Genomic DNA, 17,235 nt, shown 5'->3' on the forward strand with positions numbered 1-17,235 from the left:
CACTAGACCTCGGGTGCCTGCGGCCGCAGGCACCTTGGTTGTACAGCTTCTGTTGCCGTAAATACAGCTATGCTGATTTGCCATTGGCGCTGTTTACCGACCAACTATAATTTTCCCAATGTAGTGTTGCCAGACAGCAACTGCTGCCATTGTATGGAAGTTAAGGGTTGATGAGAACTCCCAACAATATTCAATTTGGCATCCAATTGAACAGTAAAAGGAATTGCTTGAAGCTCGTTGCCTAGAGGGCCGTTAATTAGTATTGATGGGCCGTCCATTGCCATCCAGGTATCTCCGGCAAATCCCGTCTTACGTAATGCTGTCTTTAAGGCATCTATATCTTGATCTAATGCAATGGTAACTAATCGGACATTACCTGAGGTCTGATTAGAAATTTTTTGTATTGTTGTCAAAGTATCATAACAAGGGCCACACCAAGAAGCCCATAGATATATTACGACCCCTTTTTTATTAAACTCTGCAAAAGTCCTGGGCTGAAGTTGAAGATCGACAAGTGAAATGTTTTCAATTTTGTCGGGGGTTTTTTGAGTAGCATTATCATTTTCTACCATTAACCATAGAAATGTTGCGATGAATAACGCACACAATGAGAATAAAGGTTTTATTTTAAATTCTGGATGCATTCTTTTCGGCACAAACTTTATTTCTACCGGTGTGTTTGGCTTCATAAAGGAGTTTATCCGCTCTGCTCATCAGGGTAGTGATCCCTTCTTCTGTTTTTACCTCTACAACTCCAATGCTGATTGTGACATGAACCGATACGCCTTCGCAGGTTACCGGCATTCCGGCCACTTCCAAGCGCAAGCGTTCGGCCGCTTGTAATGCCTCCGGCAGGGCTGTACCTGTAAAGCTGACGGCAAACTCTTCTCCGCCAATCCGCCCCAGTATATCCATTTGCCTCATGCTGATGGCTATGCGACGAGCGACTTCTTGCAGCACTTTATCGCCGATTAGGTGACCATGATTGTCGTTGATAGATTTAAAGTGATCGATATCAATCATAGCTAGCGAAAAGGTGGACGTAAGAGAGCGGCTAAGACGAGCCATCTCTCGCGTCAATGCATCAAAAAAGCATCGTCTGTTTGGTACCTCCGTTAAAGGATCGGTATTAACCAGTTGATTGAGTCTTTCATTGACATTGGCCAGTTCCTGAGTCCTTTCCTCTACTTTCTTTTCCAGCAGGCTATTGGCTTCCTCTAACTGCTTATAGAGGCGTAAATTGTGGAAGCTGATTGCTATTTTGGTGCAGAACACTTCCAGCAACACACGGGTTAGCTCTTCGGGCGACGGGCAGTGTAGGTAGGCCACCATACCTGCTTCGTTGGCCTTACCGATAAACAGACAGGTATGCTCCGTGTCATACTGGTTGGTTTTGGTCTCAAAGGTCCGGTAGATCAAGTCTCTGACTTGTGGGCGCACCCTTAATGTCGACCAGGTCAAGTTTTCTTCCAGCCACAGTGGATCAGTTGTCATCACCAGAATACGATCATCATTGAGCTCGTTGTTGGTTTGCTGCACGCATAATATGCCGCCGTCACCCACTTTTAGGAAAGTACCCAGTTGGGCCAGAACCCCTGATGCAAATTTTTTCAGGGAATGCTCCTGATCCAGGCTATCTGTGGTTTCGATTATTTGCTGCAATCCTCGCAGATGTGAGTCAAGCTCGCACAAATGACTATAAGTACGAAGGGCGGTATAGGTCACAGAAAAAAGCTTTTGGGTGCTTAGTTCCGTCTTGTCCTTATAATTGTTGATATCGTACCTAGCTATCACGTCTTTCTCCGGCGCTTGCCCGGGTTGCCCGGTGCGCAACACAATGCGAATTTTTTTATTATGTAGCTCTTCGCGGATAAAGCGCACCAACTGCAAACCTGTGTCCTCCTCTTCCATCACTACGTCCAGCATGGCCATGGCAATATCGTCTTTTTCCAGCAGGATTTGCTGAGCTTCGGCCTTGGTATAGGCGCTCAGTATTTCCAACGGTCTGTTGTGGAACTTAAGTCCTCTCAGAGCCAGGTTAGTCATGGCATGAACCGACTCGTCGTCATCGACAATCAGAATAGTCCAAGGGAGGGCATCTCTGAATATGCTTGTTTCCGGAGCTTTACTGACGAATGTGAGCTTTGACATATCCTTTTCCTGTTTATCGATAAGCCGGGTCAGGCGTTGGTTTCCGAAAACTTTGGAAACTCAATCACAAAAAGGGTACTCCAGGGGGCAACAGCATCATCGATGCGAACTTTCCCCGCCAGGGTGGACGTCACCAGATTATGCAGTATATGCAGGCCTAGTCCGCTTCCTCCTGCATGGCGCTTGCTGGTAAAGAATGGTTCAAAGACTCTGGTCCGCCATTCCTTAGGTATGCCTTTGCCATTGTCGTAATAAGTTAAGCGAATATGTTCACTGTCTTCGTCTACTTCGACCAGGATGCGGCCGTCAGCCTTCCCTTCAAAGCCATGGATAACTGAATTCATCACCAGATTGGTCAGGATTTGCGATAGGGTGCCGGGGTTAATCTCTGCCTCAAGTTCCTCATTACCCTTTATTTCTGTTGAGACCGCTGTTTTTTTCACGGTTGGCGCCAGACTGGTAAACACTTCTTTAATATAGTCTATTAGTCTGATCTTGCGTTTTTCACTCACTGCCCGGTCAACCGCCACCTGCTTAAACGACTGTACGAGATCTGCGGCCCGCTTGGCGTTGAGCTGGATCAGCAGTATGGTTTCACTTGTGGTGTGCAGAAATTGTTCTAACTCTTGTTGTGATAACCCTTCTCCCTTGTAGGTTTTATGCAAGGTTTGGGTTTCCTCAGAAAGCAACGAGCTGCCCGTCACTATGATCCCCAGGGGGGTGTTAATTTCATGGGCGACCCCTGCCACCAGTCGACCCAGAGCGGCCATTTTTTCCTGCTGGAGCAATTGCTCATGTGTTTCTTCAAGCCTTTGATTGGTCTGATGCAGTTTTTCATTGGATGCCAGCAACTCATTGTTCAGATTAGCGAGTTGGGAGTGGCTTGGAATGGCTAATGCGGCGGGCAATAGCTTTATCAACAGGTAAGCGGTGACTATGGAGGCGAGCGCCGTAACGGCCTTCATCGCGCCCGATAGCCAATAAGCGGGATACCAGGTGGTCCATATCTCCAGTGCGTGCGTAGCGCCGCAAGCCAGGATAAAGACGCCGAATGCCAGAAACATCCAGTTAAAGGGTAAATCCTGTCTTTTTCGGATAAAATAGATCAGCGTTACGGGTATGCTCAAATAGGCTAGGGTAATAAAAGTGTCAGAGACCACATTTAACCACAGTAGCGCTGGCGTCCATAAATAACAGTGGCCATGTGGCATAAAGCCTTTGCCGCTAAAAAGTTCAAACAATAACTCCATTTCTATCCTCCTTCTGGGCTAGCCTCTATAACAACTCTTATGCAACAGTCGGGTCAGTCGGCAGCAAATAAGGAGCCTTTGGCGCGAAGTTGTCAGGAGGAATAGCCTAATTATTGTTCAAAATATTCAGAGATCGAATAATATCAATATAGTTAATACACCGACTTTTCTGCATAGCAGATGGTCAACGTAGGAGCTCAACCGTCGGCTGGGGGGACTGTTTATTCGAGGGTAGCATGATTCGACAACTTGAAGGGGATATGGCCGGGAAGCTACATTGGTACCACTGGTTGGTTATCCTCGCATCACTGATCCTGACATTCAGTGCCTGGAAAGTGTCTTCCGAGCAGGTTCATCAGAAGGCGGCCTTCCAGTTTCACTTTCAAGCCGATCAGATTGTTGAATTGGTAAAAGAGCGCATGCGCAAATATGAAGATGCGCTTTGGGCCGGGGTGGCAGCTATTCAATCCCAGTCAGGCAAAACCAATACGCATCACTGGCATCGGTTTGCCAAAACCCTTGCTATTGAAAGCAAATATCCTGGTATCAACGGAATTGGTGTTATCGATTATGTCGCCAAGGATAACTTTGCTAACTACCTTGCGACGGAGCGCCAGTTTCGTCCGGATTTCTCCGTACACCCTGAACATAAGCAGCAAGAGTTCTGGCCCATTACCCATATCGAGCCGGTGGAGATTAACCAGCAGGCGGTGGGATTGGATATGGCCCATGAAATCAACAGGTATACTGCGGCCAAAAAGGCCCGGGACACGGGTAATGTGCAGATTACGGAGCAAATTGTGCTGGTGCAGGATGAACTGCATACGCCGGGTTTCTTGTTCTTTGCGCCTTATTACCGGCAGATACAAACGCCGGGCTCTGTCGAAGAGAGGCAACAACAATTTACCGGCCTGGTCTATGCTCCTTTTATCGTGTCGCGACTTATGGAGGGGACTTTGGAGAACAGAAACCGGCTGGTCAACTTTAATATCCTTGACGGTAACGGATTGCTGTATGACGAGCTACATGTAGGGTCTGCAGACTATGATCCATTTCCCCTTTTTAGCAAGTCGGTGCCAGTGCAAATATACGGGAAAACCTGGACTTTTGAGATCCAGTCCTCGGCCCTTTTCCGGCAACAGCACGCAAACAGCCAGCCACTTATGATACTGGTGGGCGGCATTATTATCGACACCATGTTGATCGCCTTCTTTCTGTTACTCGTAGGGTACAACAAAAAGGCGGTGGCGCTGGCCAACCAGATAACCCAACAGTTGCAGAACACGGAAAGCCATTTAGAGATCACTATAGATAATATGATGGATGCCATGATCACCATTGACAGCTGCCACAGGGTACTCAGTTATAATAAGGCGGCGGAGAAAATGTTCGGTTTTGACGCTGAAGAAGTGATAGGCCGACATGTTAGCGCACTGGAAAATCCCGATGCTGCGGTTCCCGGTATTGGCCGTTATTTGAATAGCAGCAATGTGGAGGTCGGAGAACGAACAGAGCTTATTGTCAGTCATCGCCAAGGGGCAAGCTTTCCCGCTGATTTGATGATTAACAAGGTGATATCTGATACTGACAGCTATTGGATTGCTATTATCAGGGATCTGTCTTTAAAGGTTAGCGCCGAAACAACCAAGGCCATTATGAATGCCGCCATTCAGGCCTCACCGGTCGGATTTGCCATACTGGACAAGAACGGAGGCTTTGTCACCCTGAATAAGGCCTTGTGTGACTGGCTGGGTTACAGCGAGGCAGACTTGCAGAACGGCAATGCCCTGGGCATGGTGCGCCAGCGGGACCGTTGGTACTTCCTGATTAATTTTATCCGGATGTTCAGGGGCAAAAGGGCGTCAGTGTATGTCGAACGCCAATTCCGGCATCGGGAAAACAGACTGATCTGGGGGCGTTTTTCTGCAGCAGGCGTCAAGGAGAGAGAGGGTAAAATTTCTCATATCGTTGTACATATAGCGGATATGCAAAAAGAGAAGGAACTAATGACGGCCATTTTGCAAAAAAATCAAGCGCTTCTCAAAAGTAATTCAGACCTGGAGCAATTTGCTTATATTGCCTCTCATGACCTCAAATCGCCCTTGAATGCGGTCAGACAACTTGCCAGCTGGATTGATGAAGATTGCCGACATTTATTGCCCAGGCAATCCAAGGAGCATTTATCGCTACTAGTGCAGCGTACCGAGCGAATGGCCAAATTACTGGAAGACCTGCTGGATTACTCAAAAGTGGGCCGTTACCAATATAAAGGCATTGAAGTCAATCTTCGGGAGCTTGTAGAAGAGCAATTTCATCTGTTCAACGACGGCAAGCGATTTTATTGCCAGGTCGACAGTGCAGTTATGGTAATCCCGAAAGTTCCGCTTGAGATAGTGCTGAGAAATCTCCTTTCCAATGCGATAAAACATCATGATAAAAAGCAAGGGAAGATTGACGTGACATACAAAAAAGAAGGAGGCAGGCATAAGATAACGATTCGTGACGATGGGCCTGGCATTCCTGTGGGTATGCATAACAAGGTTGTGGAGATGTTTCAAACTCTCAGACCCAGGGACGAAGTGGAAGGGAGCGGTATGGGGCTGGCCATGGTTAAGAGGATTGTCAACCATTATAAAGGTGAATTGGTGATAGAGTCGAACGGCATCAGGGGAACATCTGTGGTTGTTTCCTGGCCGATAGAAGAGTTACAAACCATTATCCGATGCTAAGAAGCGCTGAATAGCAACTAGTCGTTCGCCTTTCATCGAATCGACGCTATACTTTTTTTAGGCTTTTGTGCTTCGGATTGGGTTTTTTTTTTAGGTTGTCAGATGACGAATATGCCGGTCACACTGTTTGTGGTAGATGATGATGACGTCGACGTCATGTTTATTGAACGTTGTGTCCGAAAACATCAGTTGGTGAACCCCGTTGTCAGGGCTAAGGACGGTCTGGAGGCTCTGGAGCTACTTCGAGCTGGGGAAATTACCCGGCCTTTCATTGTGCTATTGGATTTAAATATGCCTCGTATGGGCGGTTTGGAGTTTTTGGCCGAAATTCGGGCCGATGAAGAACTAAGTGATATGGTGGTTATTGTTCTGAGTTCTTCTTCAGACATCAGAGATGTTAACTCATGCTACAAGAAGCAGATTGCAGGTTATTTTGTTAAGCATGACTGTGGCAACGGTTACAGCGACCTCATAGGACTACTGAATAGGTATTGGCAGATCTCCCGCTTTCCAACCAAGTGATATATATCTACAGGTAAGGGTGCTGTATGAGGGTATTATTGGTAGACGATGACGTCGTTGATCGTGAGTTCATCAATCGAAAGCTGCTCAAACACAATGACTTGGATATACAAATTACCGAGGCAAGCTCAGTGGATGAGGGGCTGGTCCTGTACCATAACCAGCATTTTGATGTAATTTTGCTGGACTATCGAATGCCCTCCCGTGATGGTATAGAAATGCTTCTTGAATTAGGCAATGAGCCAAAAACGAATAGTACGGCCATTATAATCACCAGTTCATCTGACGATGAAGAGCTGGCGTTAAGCTGCTTAAAAGCGGGGGCGCAAGACTTTTTAGTAAAGTCGGAAATTACCACCACCAGATTGCGCAGCGCCATGCTGCATGCCTACACAAGATTTGAATTGGAAAAACAGTTATATTTTGAGACCCATTGTAAGACAGGAAATCAGGTTGATCGTCTTACCGGATTGACGGACCGCTATGTTTTTGAAGAGAGTCTAAGACGAGAATTACATCACGGTCTGCGTGCTGGCTACAAAGTGGCGGTATTGTTGATCGATCTGGATAATTTTAAGTATATCAATGATATCTATGGTCACCAAGTGGGCGATTGGCTGCTTCAGGAGGTTGCTAAGCGGGTGCACGGCTGTTTAAGGGGGAATGAATTACTGGCCAGGATGGGGGGTGACGAATTTGCGATCGCCATTAGTAACCTGAAAATAAGAAAGGATATTGAATCCATACTTAAGCGTATCCTGCAGTCCCTGGCAATCCCTTTTATTATTTCGGAATTCGCAATTAAAACCAGCGCCAGTGTCGGGGGCGCTATTTATCCCGAGAATGGTAAAACCACCGATGAGCTGCTTAAACATGCAGATGTGGCATTGTATCAGGCGAAATCCCTTGGACGAAACAGATATAGTTTTTTTCAAAAGCGGATGGAGGAGCAACTTTCACGTCGGCATCAAATTGAGAAAGATCTGGAAACCGCCGTCGAAAACAATGAGCTGCTCTTATATTTCCAACCCGTTATTAATGTGGAAAACGAGAATGTAGTCGGCTTTGAGGCCTTGGTACGCTGGAAATTTAAAGAAAAGATTGTTCCACCTGACGAATTTATTTCGATTGCGGAACAGAGTGAGGCAATCTGGAGTATTGGCCGGTGGATAATAAGAGAGGCCATTGCGGTATTAGGTGGCTGGAATGCCTTAGGTTATGCTGATTATTCAATGTCAATCAACTTGTCATCGGTGCAATTTAAAGATCCTGAACTGGTTTCCTGTATAGAAACATGTATTGAAACTTTCAATGTGCCTGCATTTCAGGTGGAATTCGAAATAACAGAGACCGCCCTGTGGCGTGATTTAAAAGAGTCCAGACGGGTTATTGGCAAAATACGTGAATTGGGTTGCCGAATTGCATTGGATGATTTTGGTACTGGTTTTTCGTCCATCTCTCATCTGCAGAAATTTCCCATAGACACGGTAAAAATTGATAAGTCCCTAATGCCCGGCAGTTTCGATGGAAGCAAAGATATTGCCATTATTATGGGGCTGGTAGCCATGTCCAAAATGCTGGGTATTGACGTAGTTGCCGAAGGCGTTGAAACCGATGCTCATTTGTCACTATGCAAGGCGGCAGGTATTACCAGGATCCAAGGATATCTTTATTCCAAACCCTTGTGTAAAGATACAATAGACGAACTATATATCTTTGCTGCCCGCAGCCAGGAAACACGCTGAGAAAGTCTTTTCCGGGGGAGTTTCTGGTTGTTCATATTGGATTAGGGGGCTTTGGGAATTCAAACGGGTATGTTGGGGCAAGCCGCTTGCCATTGTTCCAACCAAGCGTCAAATTGCTCCGCTGGCATGGGGCGACCAATCAAATAGCCTTGAATGTAATCACAACCTTCCTCTCTCAGAAAATCGTATTGATGCTGGGTTTCAACCCCTTCCGCTATCACTTTCATACCCAGCTTGCCAGCCATGGCAATAATTGCACTGATAATAGTGGCGTCATCCTGATCTTGGGAGACATCTTTGACAAAGGCTTGGTCTACTTTAATCATATCCACCTTAAAATGTTTCAGATAGCTAAGGCTGGAATAGCCGGTGCCAAAATCATCCAAGGAAACGTGAACCTGATGCTGTTTCAGCCGATTCAGGGTGGTGAGGGCTGCGGCGGTATCCTGCATGATAACGCTTTCGGTAATTTCTAATTCCAGCCAGGACGGTTCCAATTCATATTCCTGTAAGAGGGTGAGGACCTGTTCGGCCAGCGCCTGCTGACGAAACTGTAACGGAGAAATATTAACCGCCACTCTGAAAGCGGGATGACCCGCTTGTTTCCATCGACAGGCCTGTATACAGGCCTGTCTTAGCACCCATTCACCAAGAGGGATAATCAGGCCGGTTTCTTCTGCCAGCGGAATAAAATCCCCCGGTGATACCATACCCTGTGCTGGCCGGTGCCAACGTATCAGCGCTTCCACGCCTATAAGTTTATTGTCCCTTAACGAAACTTGCGGCTGGTAGTAGAGCTGGAATTCCTGATTATGTAAGGCACGCCGCATGGCTTGCTCCAGTTCCATCAGTTCTTCCAGTCTAACCGTCATATCAGGGGTGTACATACCATAATTTTTTCCCCCTTTGTCTTTTACCCGACAAGTGGCGATATCTGCGTTGCGCAGTAATGTTTGGGCATCATTGCCATCCTGGGGGCTTAGAGTCATTCCCACGCTGGCGTTCAGATAAAGCCTACAGCCCTGCAAGTTAAACGGACGTTCCAGACTATATAAAATGTTTTCCATAAGTTTAACTACCGCCTGTCTGGAGCCTATGTTCGGCAGCAAGATAAAAAATTCATCGGCGCTGAAGCGTGCCACTACACTGGGTGGTGATAACACGTTTTTCAGGCGGCAGGCCACTTCCTGCAGGACCAAATCCCCGGCATCATAGCCCAGACTGTCGTTAATATTCTTAAACTTGTCCAGATTGACGCATACAACTGCAGTCATGGCTTGGATGGCTTCGCATAATTGCAGACTTTCGCTTAGCTTGCTTTGGAACAGTACTCTATTGGGTAGCTGGGTTAATTGATCATAATGGGTTAAGAATTGCAGTCGTAGCTCCGCGGCACGCCTCTCATGACGAGCCTTAGCATCATCCAACTCCCTGCACACAGCGGGTGTGAGTCGTTTAAGATTGTGCTTCATTATATAGTCTTGTGCCCCGGTGCGCATGGCTTCAACGGCGATATCTTCACCGATGGAACCGGAGACAAAGATAAAGGGCACATCCAGATCAATACTTCTGACAATATCCAATGCCTGCCTGCCATTCATTTGGGGCATTGAATAGTCGCAGAATACAATATCCCACTTACGCGAGGTCAGTTGCTTGCGTAATGCCTCAGGGGTATCAACCCGTTCACATTGCAATCGATACCCGCCGCGACGTAGCTCCTGCAATAACAACAGCATGTCGTCTTCCACATCTTCAACCACCAGTGCTGTTATATGCAGTTTGTTGCTGTCCATAAATTATCACCTAGTCTCGTCATTGTGTGGGAGATTCGTTTAACAATAACCAGTAGAGTCCCAGTTGCCGGATGGCGTCCACGAATTCATTAAAGTCCACAGGTTTTTGTACATAACTATTTGCACCTAGCTCGTACCCTCTGATCAGATCCTGTTCTTCCTTGGATGTAGTGACTATAACTACCGGCAATCGTTTGGTGCGATGGTTACTGCGTATTTCTTGCAATACCTCAAGACCATCCATTTTCGGTAGCTTCAGGTCTAACAATACCACGGCGGGGAGGGCGGGGATTTCTGCACCTGCATATTTTCCCCTACCGAATAGGTAATCCAAGGCTTGCGGACCATCAGATGCAATAACGATTTCATTGGGCAGGTTACTTTTCCGAAACGCACGTATAGCCAATTCCTGATCATCAGGATTGTCTTCCACCAACAGAATGGGGTTGACATTCATATGCGCATCTCCAGTCTGATACCAGATTTTACTGTTGCTATTACCCACGTTTTCAAAGGGTGAGACAGGAGCCAGGGTATGATAGTAGTCTTATTAGACGAGGCAACAAAACCATTCCTACCTGACTTTACGTTGCATTGGGTTTTGAGCCATTCTTTTTTCCATGAACGCTGATTAATCGCCGACCCTATTGTGGCGATGCCTCGATAGACGGCAGAATTTACAAGGGATATCACAACTACTCCTTCTCTTGCCATTTAAATGGCGTCTGCTAATAAAGTGTCGTCTTGTTCAAAATGCTCCCATGCCCAGACGATCAAGCAGGTACTAGAATGTAATAGCTCCGGTAGCCTTATTTAGCAAGTCGCTTTTTTAAGTACAGGTTTTTGGTGTTTATTTAAAGATGATCTACTTTTTCTGGAGGGGTTATAGCGTCTTGCAGTCGGATGGGTTTATCAGGGGAAGGCGGCGTATTGATGGAAGCGCTCGACATGGAAATTACCGGTTTGCTGGAAAGCCTATACTCGGTATATGGCTATGATTTTCGTGATTATGCCAAAGCTCATATAAAGAGACGATTGCTACAGCGTTTAAAGGTGTCGGGCTTGGCATCCTTGTCCGAAATACGCAAACGACTGGACTCAGACCCGGAATTTGTTGCCCTTGTTTTAAAGGACCTGAGCATCAATGTGACAGAGATGTTCAGGGACCCAGAGTTTTACCGCACGGTGCGGGAAAGGGTTGTGCCACTGTTAAAGACTTGGTCATATGTCAGGATTTGGCATGCGGGATGTAGCACGGGGGAAGAGGTCTACTCCATGGCAATCCTGTTGTATGAAGAAGGGCTGTATGAACGTGTCCAAATCTATGCTACGGATTTTAACCTTGTTGCACTGAACCAAGGGAAAGAGGGAATTTACTCAGCCAAACAAATGGAGAGGTATCAGGAAAACTATAAACGGTCAGGGGCAAAGGCAAATCTTTCAGACTATTTTCATACTCGCTATGACTCGGTGATTATGGCTCCTCTGCTGAAAAAGCAAATAGTTTGGGCACAACACAACCTGGTTACCGATAGTGATTTTGCCGAAGTGCATATGGTGATGTGCCGAAATGTGCTGATTTATTTTAATCAGCAGTTGCAGCAACGAGTGTTAAATCTGTTTGGGCGAACACTTGTCAATGCTGGCATTCTTTGTTTAGGCAAGAAGGAAAGTATTAGGTTTACAGACAGCAGCGGCAACTTTGCCGTACTGGATGCCGGACAAAAGATATACAAGAAGAGATACTGCCATGAGTGATACAAGCGGATTTAAACTCTTGGTAGTGGGCTCGTCTTTGGGCGGAATGACGGCGCTGGTGCAACTGCTTGGACGCTTACCCGAGGATTTTTTTCTGCCAGTTGTTGCGGTTCAACATCTGGCTCCGAGCACAGAAAGCCAACTGGCTGAGATTCTGAACCGCCATATTGCATTGCAGGTTAAAGAGGCCGAGGAGAAAGAAAGTATATCTGCTTCCACCGTATATCTGGCTCCCCCAAATTACCACCTTTTGGTGGAAACTGACCTGACCTTTACCCTTACTCTTGACGAGCTGGTTAACTATGCACGGCCTGCCATTGATGTGTTATTTGAAACGGCGGCCGAAGCTTGTGGCCCTGCGGTTATAGGTATTGTTATGACTGGCGCTAACAGCGATGGCGCTAAGGGATTAAGCCATATTAAACAAAAAGGCGGCTGGACCATGGTACAGGAGCCCTCGACTGCGCAGTCAAAAGCCATGCCCGACGCCGCCGTTAAAACAGCAAAACCTGATTTGGTTTTGCCCATCGATGCAATAACGGATTGGTTGTTGGCGCTTCATACAACCCAAAAGAGAAGGACGTTGGTATGAGATTGCATAGCTTATCGCAGAAAATTGCGTTGGGGTATTTGCTGTTGGTTGCTTTGTTGGCCGCGGCTGTGTTGCTGACCATAGTGGAGATCCAGGGGTTGAGCCGGGAAACCGAGCGTTTGATCGACCTGCGCGAACCTACCGCCAAATTAGGTTTAGAGCTGGACAGCGGCATCAACCACAGCCTTTCTGCTTTGCGTGGCTGGATAGTGACAGGCGACGACGAATACAGGTTGAACCGCCGCCGGGTTTGGGCCGAGCAGGTTGAGACCGCATTGCAAAACCTGGATAAATTGTCATCCCAGTGGAAGACAGAGAATGTATTGAGGTTCAGTAAACTGACGCCCATTATTGGAGAGTTACAACTGCAGATGGAGCAGGTCGAGGCCTTGGCGGGTTCGGATCCTGCAGCGGCAAATGCCAGTCTGGAAAATAATGTTATGCCTTTGGTGTTGGCGGGCCGTGATGTACTGAACAATATGCTCGATGATCAACGCAACGCTTTTCGTTCGGAGCTGCTGCAAGTCTCAGAGCGGATTAGTTTTTTAAGCATGTTGGAATGGAGCCTGATGGTTATGGGCCTCGTACTGGGGGGGCTGCTGTCATGGCTGGTGACTAAGGCTGTGACAGGTCCAGTGGCAGACGCTGTCGCTGTGGCAGATAACATCGGGCGTGGAAACCTTGACACTGATATTGTGGTTGGTGGTTCCAAAGAACTGGATGTACTGGGCACCGCCTTGCTTAATATGCGTGAAGCCTTAAAGGACAAGACCAGCCAGAATGAGCGTTTCAACTGGATGAGCACCGGTCAGAACCGGTTGAACGAAGCGATGCGCGGAGACAAACAAGTGGAGCTATTGTCCTCTAGTATCATCAGTTTTTTGGCCAGTTATATCAATGCGTGCATTGGTGCGCTTTACCTTTTGGACGAAAGACAAAACCGTTTGGTTTTGCAGGGTAGCTATGCTCACGGCGGCGGCAGTGCGCCGGAGGAATTTCACCTGGGGGAAGGATTGGTTGGACAGGTTGCGGTCAGCGGGACTCCTTTGTTGATCTCCGAAGTGGATGAAGATTATATCCGGGTGCGCTCTTCCATTGTCGATGGTGTACCCAGGCAGCTTTATCTGTGCCCTTTTCAGTTTGAAGGGAAAAGCCTGGGGGTGTTGGAGTTGGGCAAGATGCAGCTTTTTTCTGGCGATGAGATGGAGTTTGTCCGAGCCAATATGGAGGCCGTAGCGATAAGTTTGAATTCTGCCTTGTCACGCAAAAAAATTCAGATGCTGCTGGAAGAAACCCAGCAGCAGAGTGAGGAGCTTCAGCAACAACAAGAAGAACTCGAACAGTCCAACGAAGAACTGGAGGAACAAACCCAGCAGTTAAAAGAACAGCAAGAAGAGTTGCAGGCAGCCAATGAAGAACTGGAAGAACAGACTCAGTTGATTATGCAGAAAAACCAGGATTTGGAGAAGGCGCAGGAGAGCATCGAAATTAAGGCTAGGCAACTGGAAATCAGCAGTAAGTACAAAAGTGAATTTCTGGCCAATATGAGCCACGAATTACGTACGCCACTGAACAGTCTCTTGATTCTGGCGCAGGACTTAGCCAACAACAATCAGGGCAATTTGGATGATGAGCAGGTTGAAAGCGCCCAGGTGATCAGCAAAAGCGGTCATGATTTATTGCATCTTATCAACGATATTCTTGATCTTTCCAAGGTTGAAGCCGGTAAGTTGGACTTAAACGTCAGCCAGGTTTCGCTGCAACAACTGGCCGACGATATCATGCGGCAATTCAGACGTACCGCAACGGACAAAGGATTGGTCTTTACTGTTTCTTTGCCTTCGGATTTACCCCTGCATATACAAACTGACCGCAACAGATTAATGCAGGTTCTGAATAACCTTATCTCTAATGCGCTGAAGTTTACCGAACAGGGTAAAGTGCAAGTAGATTGGCAGATGAAGGACAACAAGTGGCTTGTCATTAGGGTGACCGATACAGGTATAGGTATTGCAGAGGACAAGCAGGATGTGATCTTCGAAGCTTTCGTTCAGGCAGAAGGCGGAACATCGCGCAAATATGGTGGTACAGGACTGGGACTATCCATCTGTCGCGAGCTGTGCAAATTACTGGGGGGCAGCTTGAGCGTTGATAGCGAGCTGGGTAGGGGCTCGGTGTTTACCCTGAGCATTCCCTTGATATTGAGCAGTCAGGCCGTGCCAGTGCATACCCCTAAACTCAGGGATACTGTGCTAAATGAAGGTGAGGAGCGATTTCTGGACTACCCTTGTATCGCCGATCAACGCGAGAACGTTCAGGACGGCGACAGGGTGCTGCTTATCATTGAAGACGACCGGAGTTTTTCCGAAATACTGGCGGCGCAGGCCAGAAATAAAGGCTTTAAGCATTTGAATACGGCTACCGGAGAAGATGGACTGGTGCTTGCCCGGCGCTATCTGCCCCATGCCATTATTCTGGATCTGGACCTGCCGGGGATGGATGGGCATATGGTGTTGAAGCAGCTTAAGGCCGATCCGGAAACCAGGCATATTCCGGTCCATATTATGTCTGCCCATGAACGCAGTCTGGATCCTATCCGCTCAGGGGCGTTGGACTATCTGACCAAACCTGTCAGCAAGGATGAGCTGGAGATGGCCTTCACCCGCATGGAAGACTTTATCAACAGGAAGATGAAAAATCTGTTGGTGGTTGAGGACGACGACAATTTGCGCAAAGCCATTGTCAAACTAATTGGCAACGGCGACGTGCAATGTTTCGAGGCGGGAACAGCACAGAGAGCATTGGAACTATGTCGTACCGAGCAAGTGGATTGCATGGTGCTGGATGTTGGTCTGCCTGATCTGAGCGGTTTTGAAATGCTCAGACAACTAAAGAGTGAACATCAGGAGCAGCTTCCTCCTGTGATTGTTTATACGGGCAGGGAACTAAACCGACAGGAAAACGACGAATTGCAGCAATACGCCGAGACCATCATAGTCAAAGGGGTAAAAAGCGAAGAGCGTTTACTGGATGAAACTGCGCTGTTCCTGCACAGAGCCATTACAAAATTACCTGCAGCTAAGAAAGAGCTCATTACTCAACTTTACGATGGTGAGAGCCAGCTTCAAGGAAAATGTGTGCTACTTGTTGATGATGACATGCGTAACGTATTCGCCTTGAGCAAGGTGCTTAAAGATAAAGGCATGGAAGTGGTTAAAGCTGAGAATGGTCGGGTCGCTCTAAGCCAGTTGGAAGCAAGTAAAGCCGTAGATTTCGTCCTGATGGATATAATGATGCCGGAAATGGATGGTTATGAGTGTATGCGACATATTCGTGCCAAATCCGAATTCAGAGACCTTCCTATTGTTGCGCTGACCGCAAAAGCCATGAAAGAAGACAGACAGAAATGTCTTGAGGCCGGGGCAAATGACTATATTGCCAAGCCAGTAAATGTGGAAAGACTGATATCCCTGATGAAAATATGGGTGAATAGATGACAATACCAGCAGGTAGCGATAAACCCAAGATCCTGATGGTTGACGACCGGCCGGAGAATCTTCTGGCGCTGGAAAGGTTGCTCAGAGAACTCCCTGTTCAACTGTTTCGGGCCAGCAGTGGCAATGAAGCACTGCAACTTACGCTGCATCATGACTTTGCCTTGGCATTGCTAGATATTCAAATGCCAGAAATGGATGGTTACGAGTTGGCAGAACTGTTGCGCCAGGAAGAGAAAACTGCCCGCATGCCCTTTATCTTTATTTCTGCGATTTACACTGAGCATATCAATATATTCCAAGGGTACGAGAAAGGCGCTTTCAGCTATATCGTCAAACCTTTTGAACCAAGTATCCTGTTGAACAAAGTAAAGCTCTTTATTGATATGTATGAATATGAGCAATCCCTTAAATGTCGAACTCTGGAACTGGAAAAGGCTAATATCGAGTTGGAGGTGGCTAATAAGGAGTTGGAATCTTTCAGTTATTCGGTATCCCATGATCTTCGTGCGCCACTACGCTCTATTGATGGTTTCAGTCTGGCCCTGGAGGAGGAGTTTAGTGATCTGCTTGACGAACAGGGTCAGGACTATCTGCGACGTATTCGTAGAGGCGCACAAAGAATGAGCCTGCTGATTGACGACCTGCTCAGTTTGTCCAGAGTGAGTCGTGTCGATCCAAAATTTAAGCCAGTCAGCATTACAGGGTTGGCAACGGAAATTTGCCAGGAACATCAGGTTGCGCAGCCGGGCAGAACAGTGGTAACGGATATTCAATCGGACTTGGAAGTAATGGGCGATCCAGGGCTGTTGCGCATTGTGCTAGACAATTTACTCGGTAATGCCTGGAAGTTCACAACAGGAACCAAGAATGCCAATATAAGTGTTGGTAGTAAAATACAAGAAGGAGAGAGGGTGTTTTGTGTACAGGATAATGGGGTCGGTTTCAATATGGAACATGCCAGTAAACTTTTTGCCCCTTTTCAACGGCTGCACAGCGTCGATGAATTCCCTGGTACGGGAATTGGGCTGGCAACCGTACAGCGTATAATCCATAAGCATGGCGGCAAAATTTGGGTGCAGGCTGAACCCGGACAAGGTGCATCTTTTTACTTTACATTGCCTGCTCCTTCAGCAAACAAATAATCTGCAAAATCATGGAGACCAAACGAAGGTCGTTTGCCTGTGATTTGCGGTAG

At 47.2% G+C, this 17,235-nt stretch carries 12 protein-coding genes; 7 read left to right on the forward strand and 5 right to left on the reverse strand.

What is annotated here, in order from left to right; genetic code table 11:
- Positions 1-104: 104 nt before the first annotated feature.
- From ABD028_RS17840 to ABD028_RS17850, 3 genes are read right to left on the reverse strand one after another with little or no spacing between them, the layout of a single operon-like run.
- Entirely contained in the window at positions 105-689 is a 585-nt protein-coding gene (locus ABD028_RS17840; protein ID WP_343846722.1) for a TlpA family protein disulfide reductase, read from the reverse strand.
- Entirely contained in the window at positions 628-2,151 is a 1,524-nt protein-coding gene (locus tag ABD028_RS17845; protein ID WP_343846724.1) for a diguanylate cyclase, read from the reverse strand. Before ABD028_RS17845 ends, ABD028_RS17840 begins: the two co-directional genes overlap by 62 nt.
- A gap of 29 nt (positions 2,152-2,180) precedes the next feature.
- Positions 2,181-3,401, reverse strand: coding sequence for a sensor histidine kinase (locus ABD028_RS17850; RefSeq protein WP_343846726.1), 1,221 nt, complete (start codon positions 3,399-3,401; stop codon positions 2,181-2,183).
- A gap of 236 nt (positions 3,402-3,637) precedes the next feature.
- On the opposite strand from ABD028_RS17850, the gene ABD028_RS17855 reads away from it, so the two are divergent.
- The 3 genes from ABD028_RS17855 (at position 3,638) to ABD028_RS17865 (ending at position 8,397) form a co-directional block, all read left to right on the forward strand.
- Entirely contained in the window at positions 3,638-6,130 is a 2,493-nt protein-coding gene (locus ABD028_RS17855; RefSeq protein ID WP_343846728.1) for a CHASE domain-containing protein, read from the forward strand.
- 102 nt (positions 6,131-6,232) lie between these two features.
- Positions 6,233-6,652, forward strand: coding sequence for a response regulator (locus tag ABD028_RS17860; RefSeq protein ID WP_343846731.1), 420 nt, complete (start codon positions 6,233-6,235; stop codon positions 6,650-6,652).
- Positions 6,653-6,678: 26 nt separating this feature from the next.
- Positions 6,679-8,397 (forward strand): two-component system response regulator, encoded by a 1,719-nt coding sequence (locus ABD028_RS17865; protein ID WP_343846732.1) that lies wholly within the window; start codon positions 6,679-6,681, stop codon positions 8,395-8,397.
- Between the two features lie 59 nt (positions 8,398-8,456).
- Here the strand turns inward: ABD028_RS17865 and ABD028_RS17870 are convergent, their stop codons facing one another.
- A complete protein-coding gene (locus ABD028_RS17870) occupies positions 8,457-10,193 on the reverse strand; it encodes an EAL domain-containing protein (RefSeq protein ID WP_343846733.1) in 1,737 nt (578 codons plus the stop codon).
- Between the two features lie 19 nt (positions 10,194-10,212).
- The gene (locus ABD028_RS17875) at positions 10,213-10,650 is read right to left on the reverse strand and encodes a response regulator (protein ID WP_343846734.1); all 438 of its coding nucleotides are present in this window, start codon (positions 10,648-10,650) and stop codon (positions 10,213-10,215) included.
- A 476-nt stretch (positions 10,651-11,126) separates the two neighbouring features.
- On the opposite strand from ABD028_RS17875, the gene ABD028_RS17880 reads away from it, so the two are divergent.
- Genes ABD028_RS17880 through ABD028_RS17895 form a run of 4 tightly spaced genes read left to right on the forward strand, consistent with a single transcriptional unit; the run spans position 11,127 to position 17,182 of the window.
- Positions 11,127-11,951: a CheR family methyltransferase gene (locus ABD028_RS17880; protein WP_343846736.1), complete on the forward strand. Its 825-nt coding sequence runs from the start codon at positions 11,127-11,129 to the stop codon at positions 11,949-11,951.
- The gene (locus tag ABD028_RS17885) at positions 11,944-12,543 is read left to right on the forward strand and encodes a chemotaxis protein CheB (RefSeq protein ID WP_343846738.1); all 600 of its coding nucleotides are present in this window, start codon (positions 11,944-11,946) and stop codon (positions 12,541-12,543) included. The genes ABD028_RS17880 and ABD028_RS17885 overlap by 8 nt, the downstream gene beginning before the upstream one ends.
- Positions 12,540-16,040, forward strand: a complete 3,501-nt coding sequence (locus tag ABD028_RS17890) for a response regulator (protein ID WP_343846740.1) — start codon at positions 12,540-12,542, stop codon at positions 16,038-16,040. The genes ABD028_RS17885 and ABD028_RS17890 overlap by 4 nt, the downstream gene beginning before the upstream one ends.
- Positions 16,037-17,182, forward strand: coding sequence for a sensor histidine kinase (locus ABD028_RS17895; RefSeq protein ID WP_343846742.1), 1,146 nt, complete (start codon positions 16,037-16,039; stop codon positions 17,180-17,182). The genes ABD028_RS17890 and ABD028_RS17895 overlap by 4 nt, the downstream gene beginning before the upstream one ends.
- Positions 17,183-17,235: the final 53 nt, after the last annotated feature.

Origin of the sequence: Bowmanella denitrificans (assembly GCF_039522935.1) — a bacterium.
Lineage (GTDB): Bacteria > Pseudomonadota > Gammaproteobacteria > Enterobacterales > Alteromonadaceae > Bowmanella > Bowmanella denitrificans.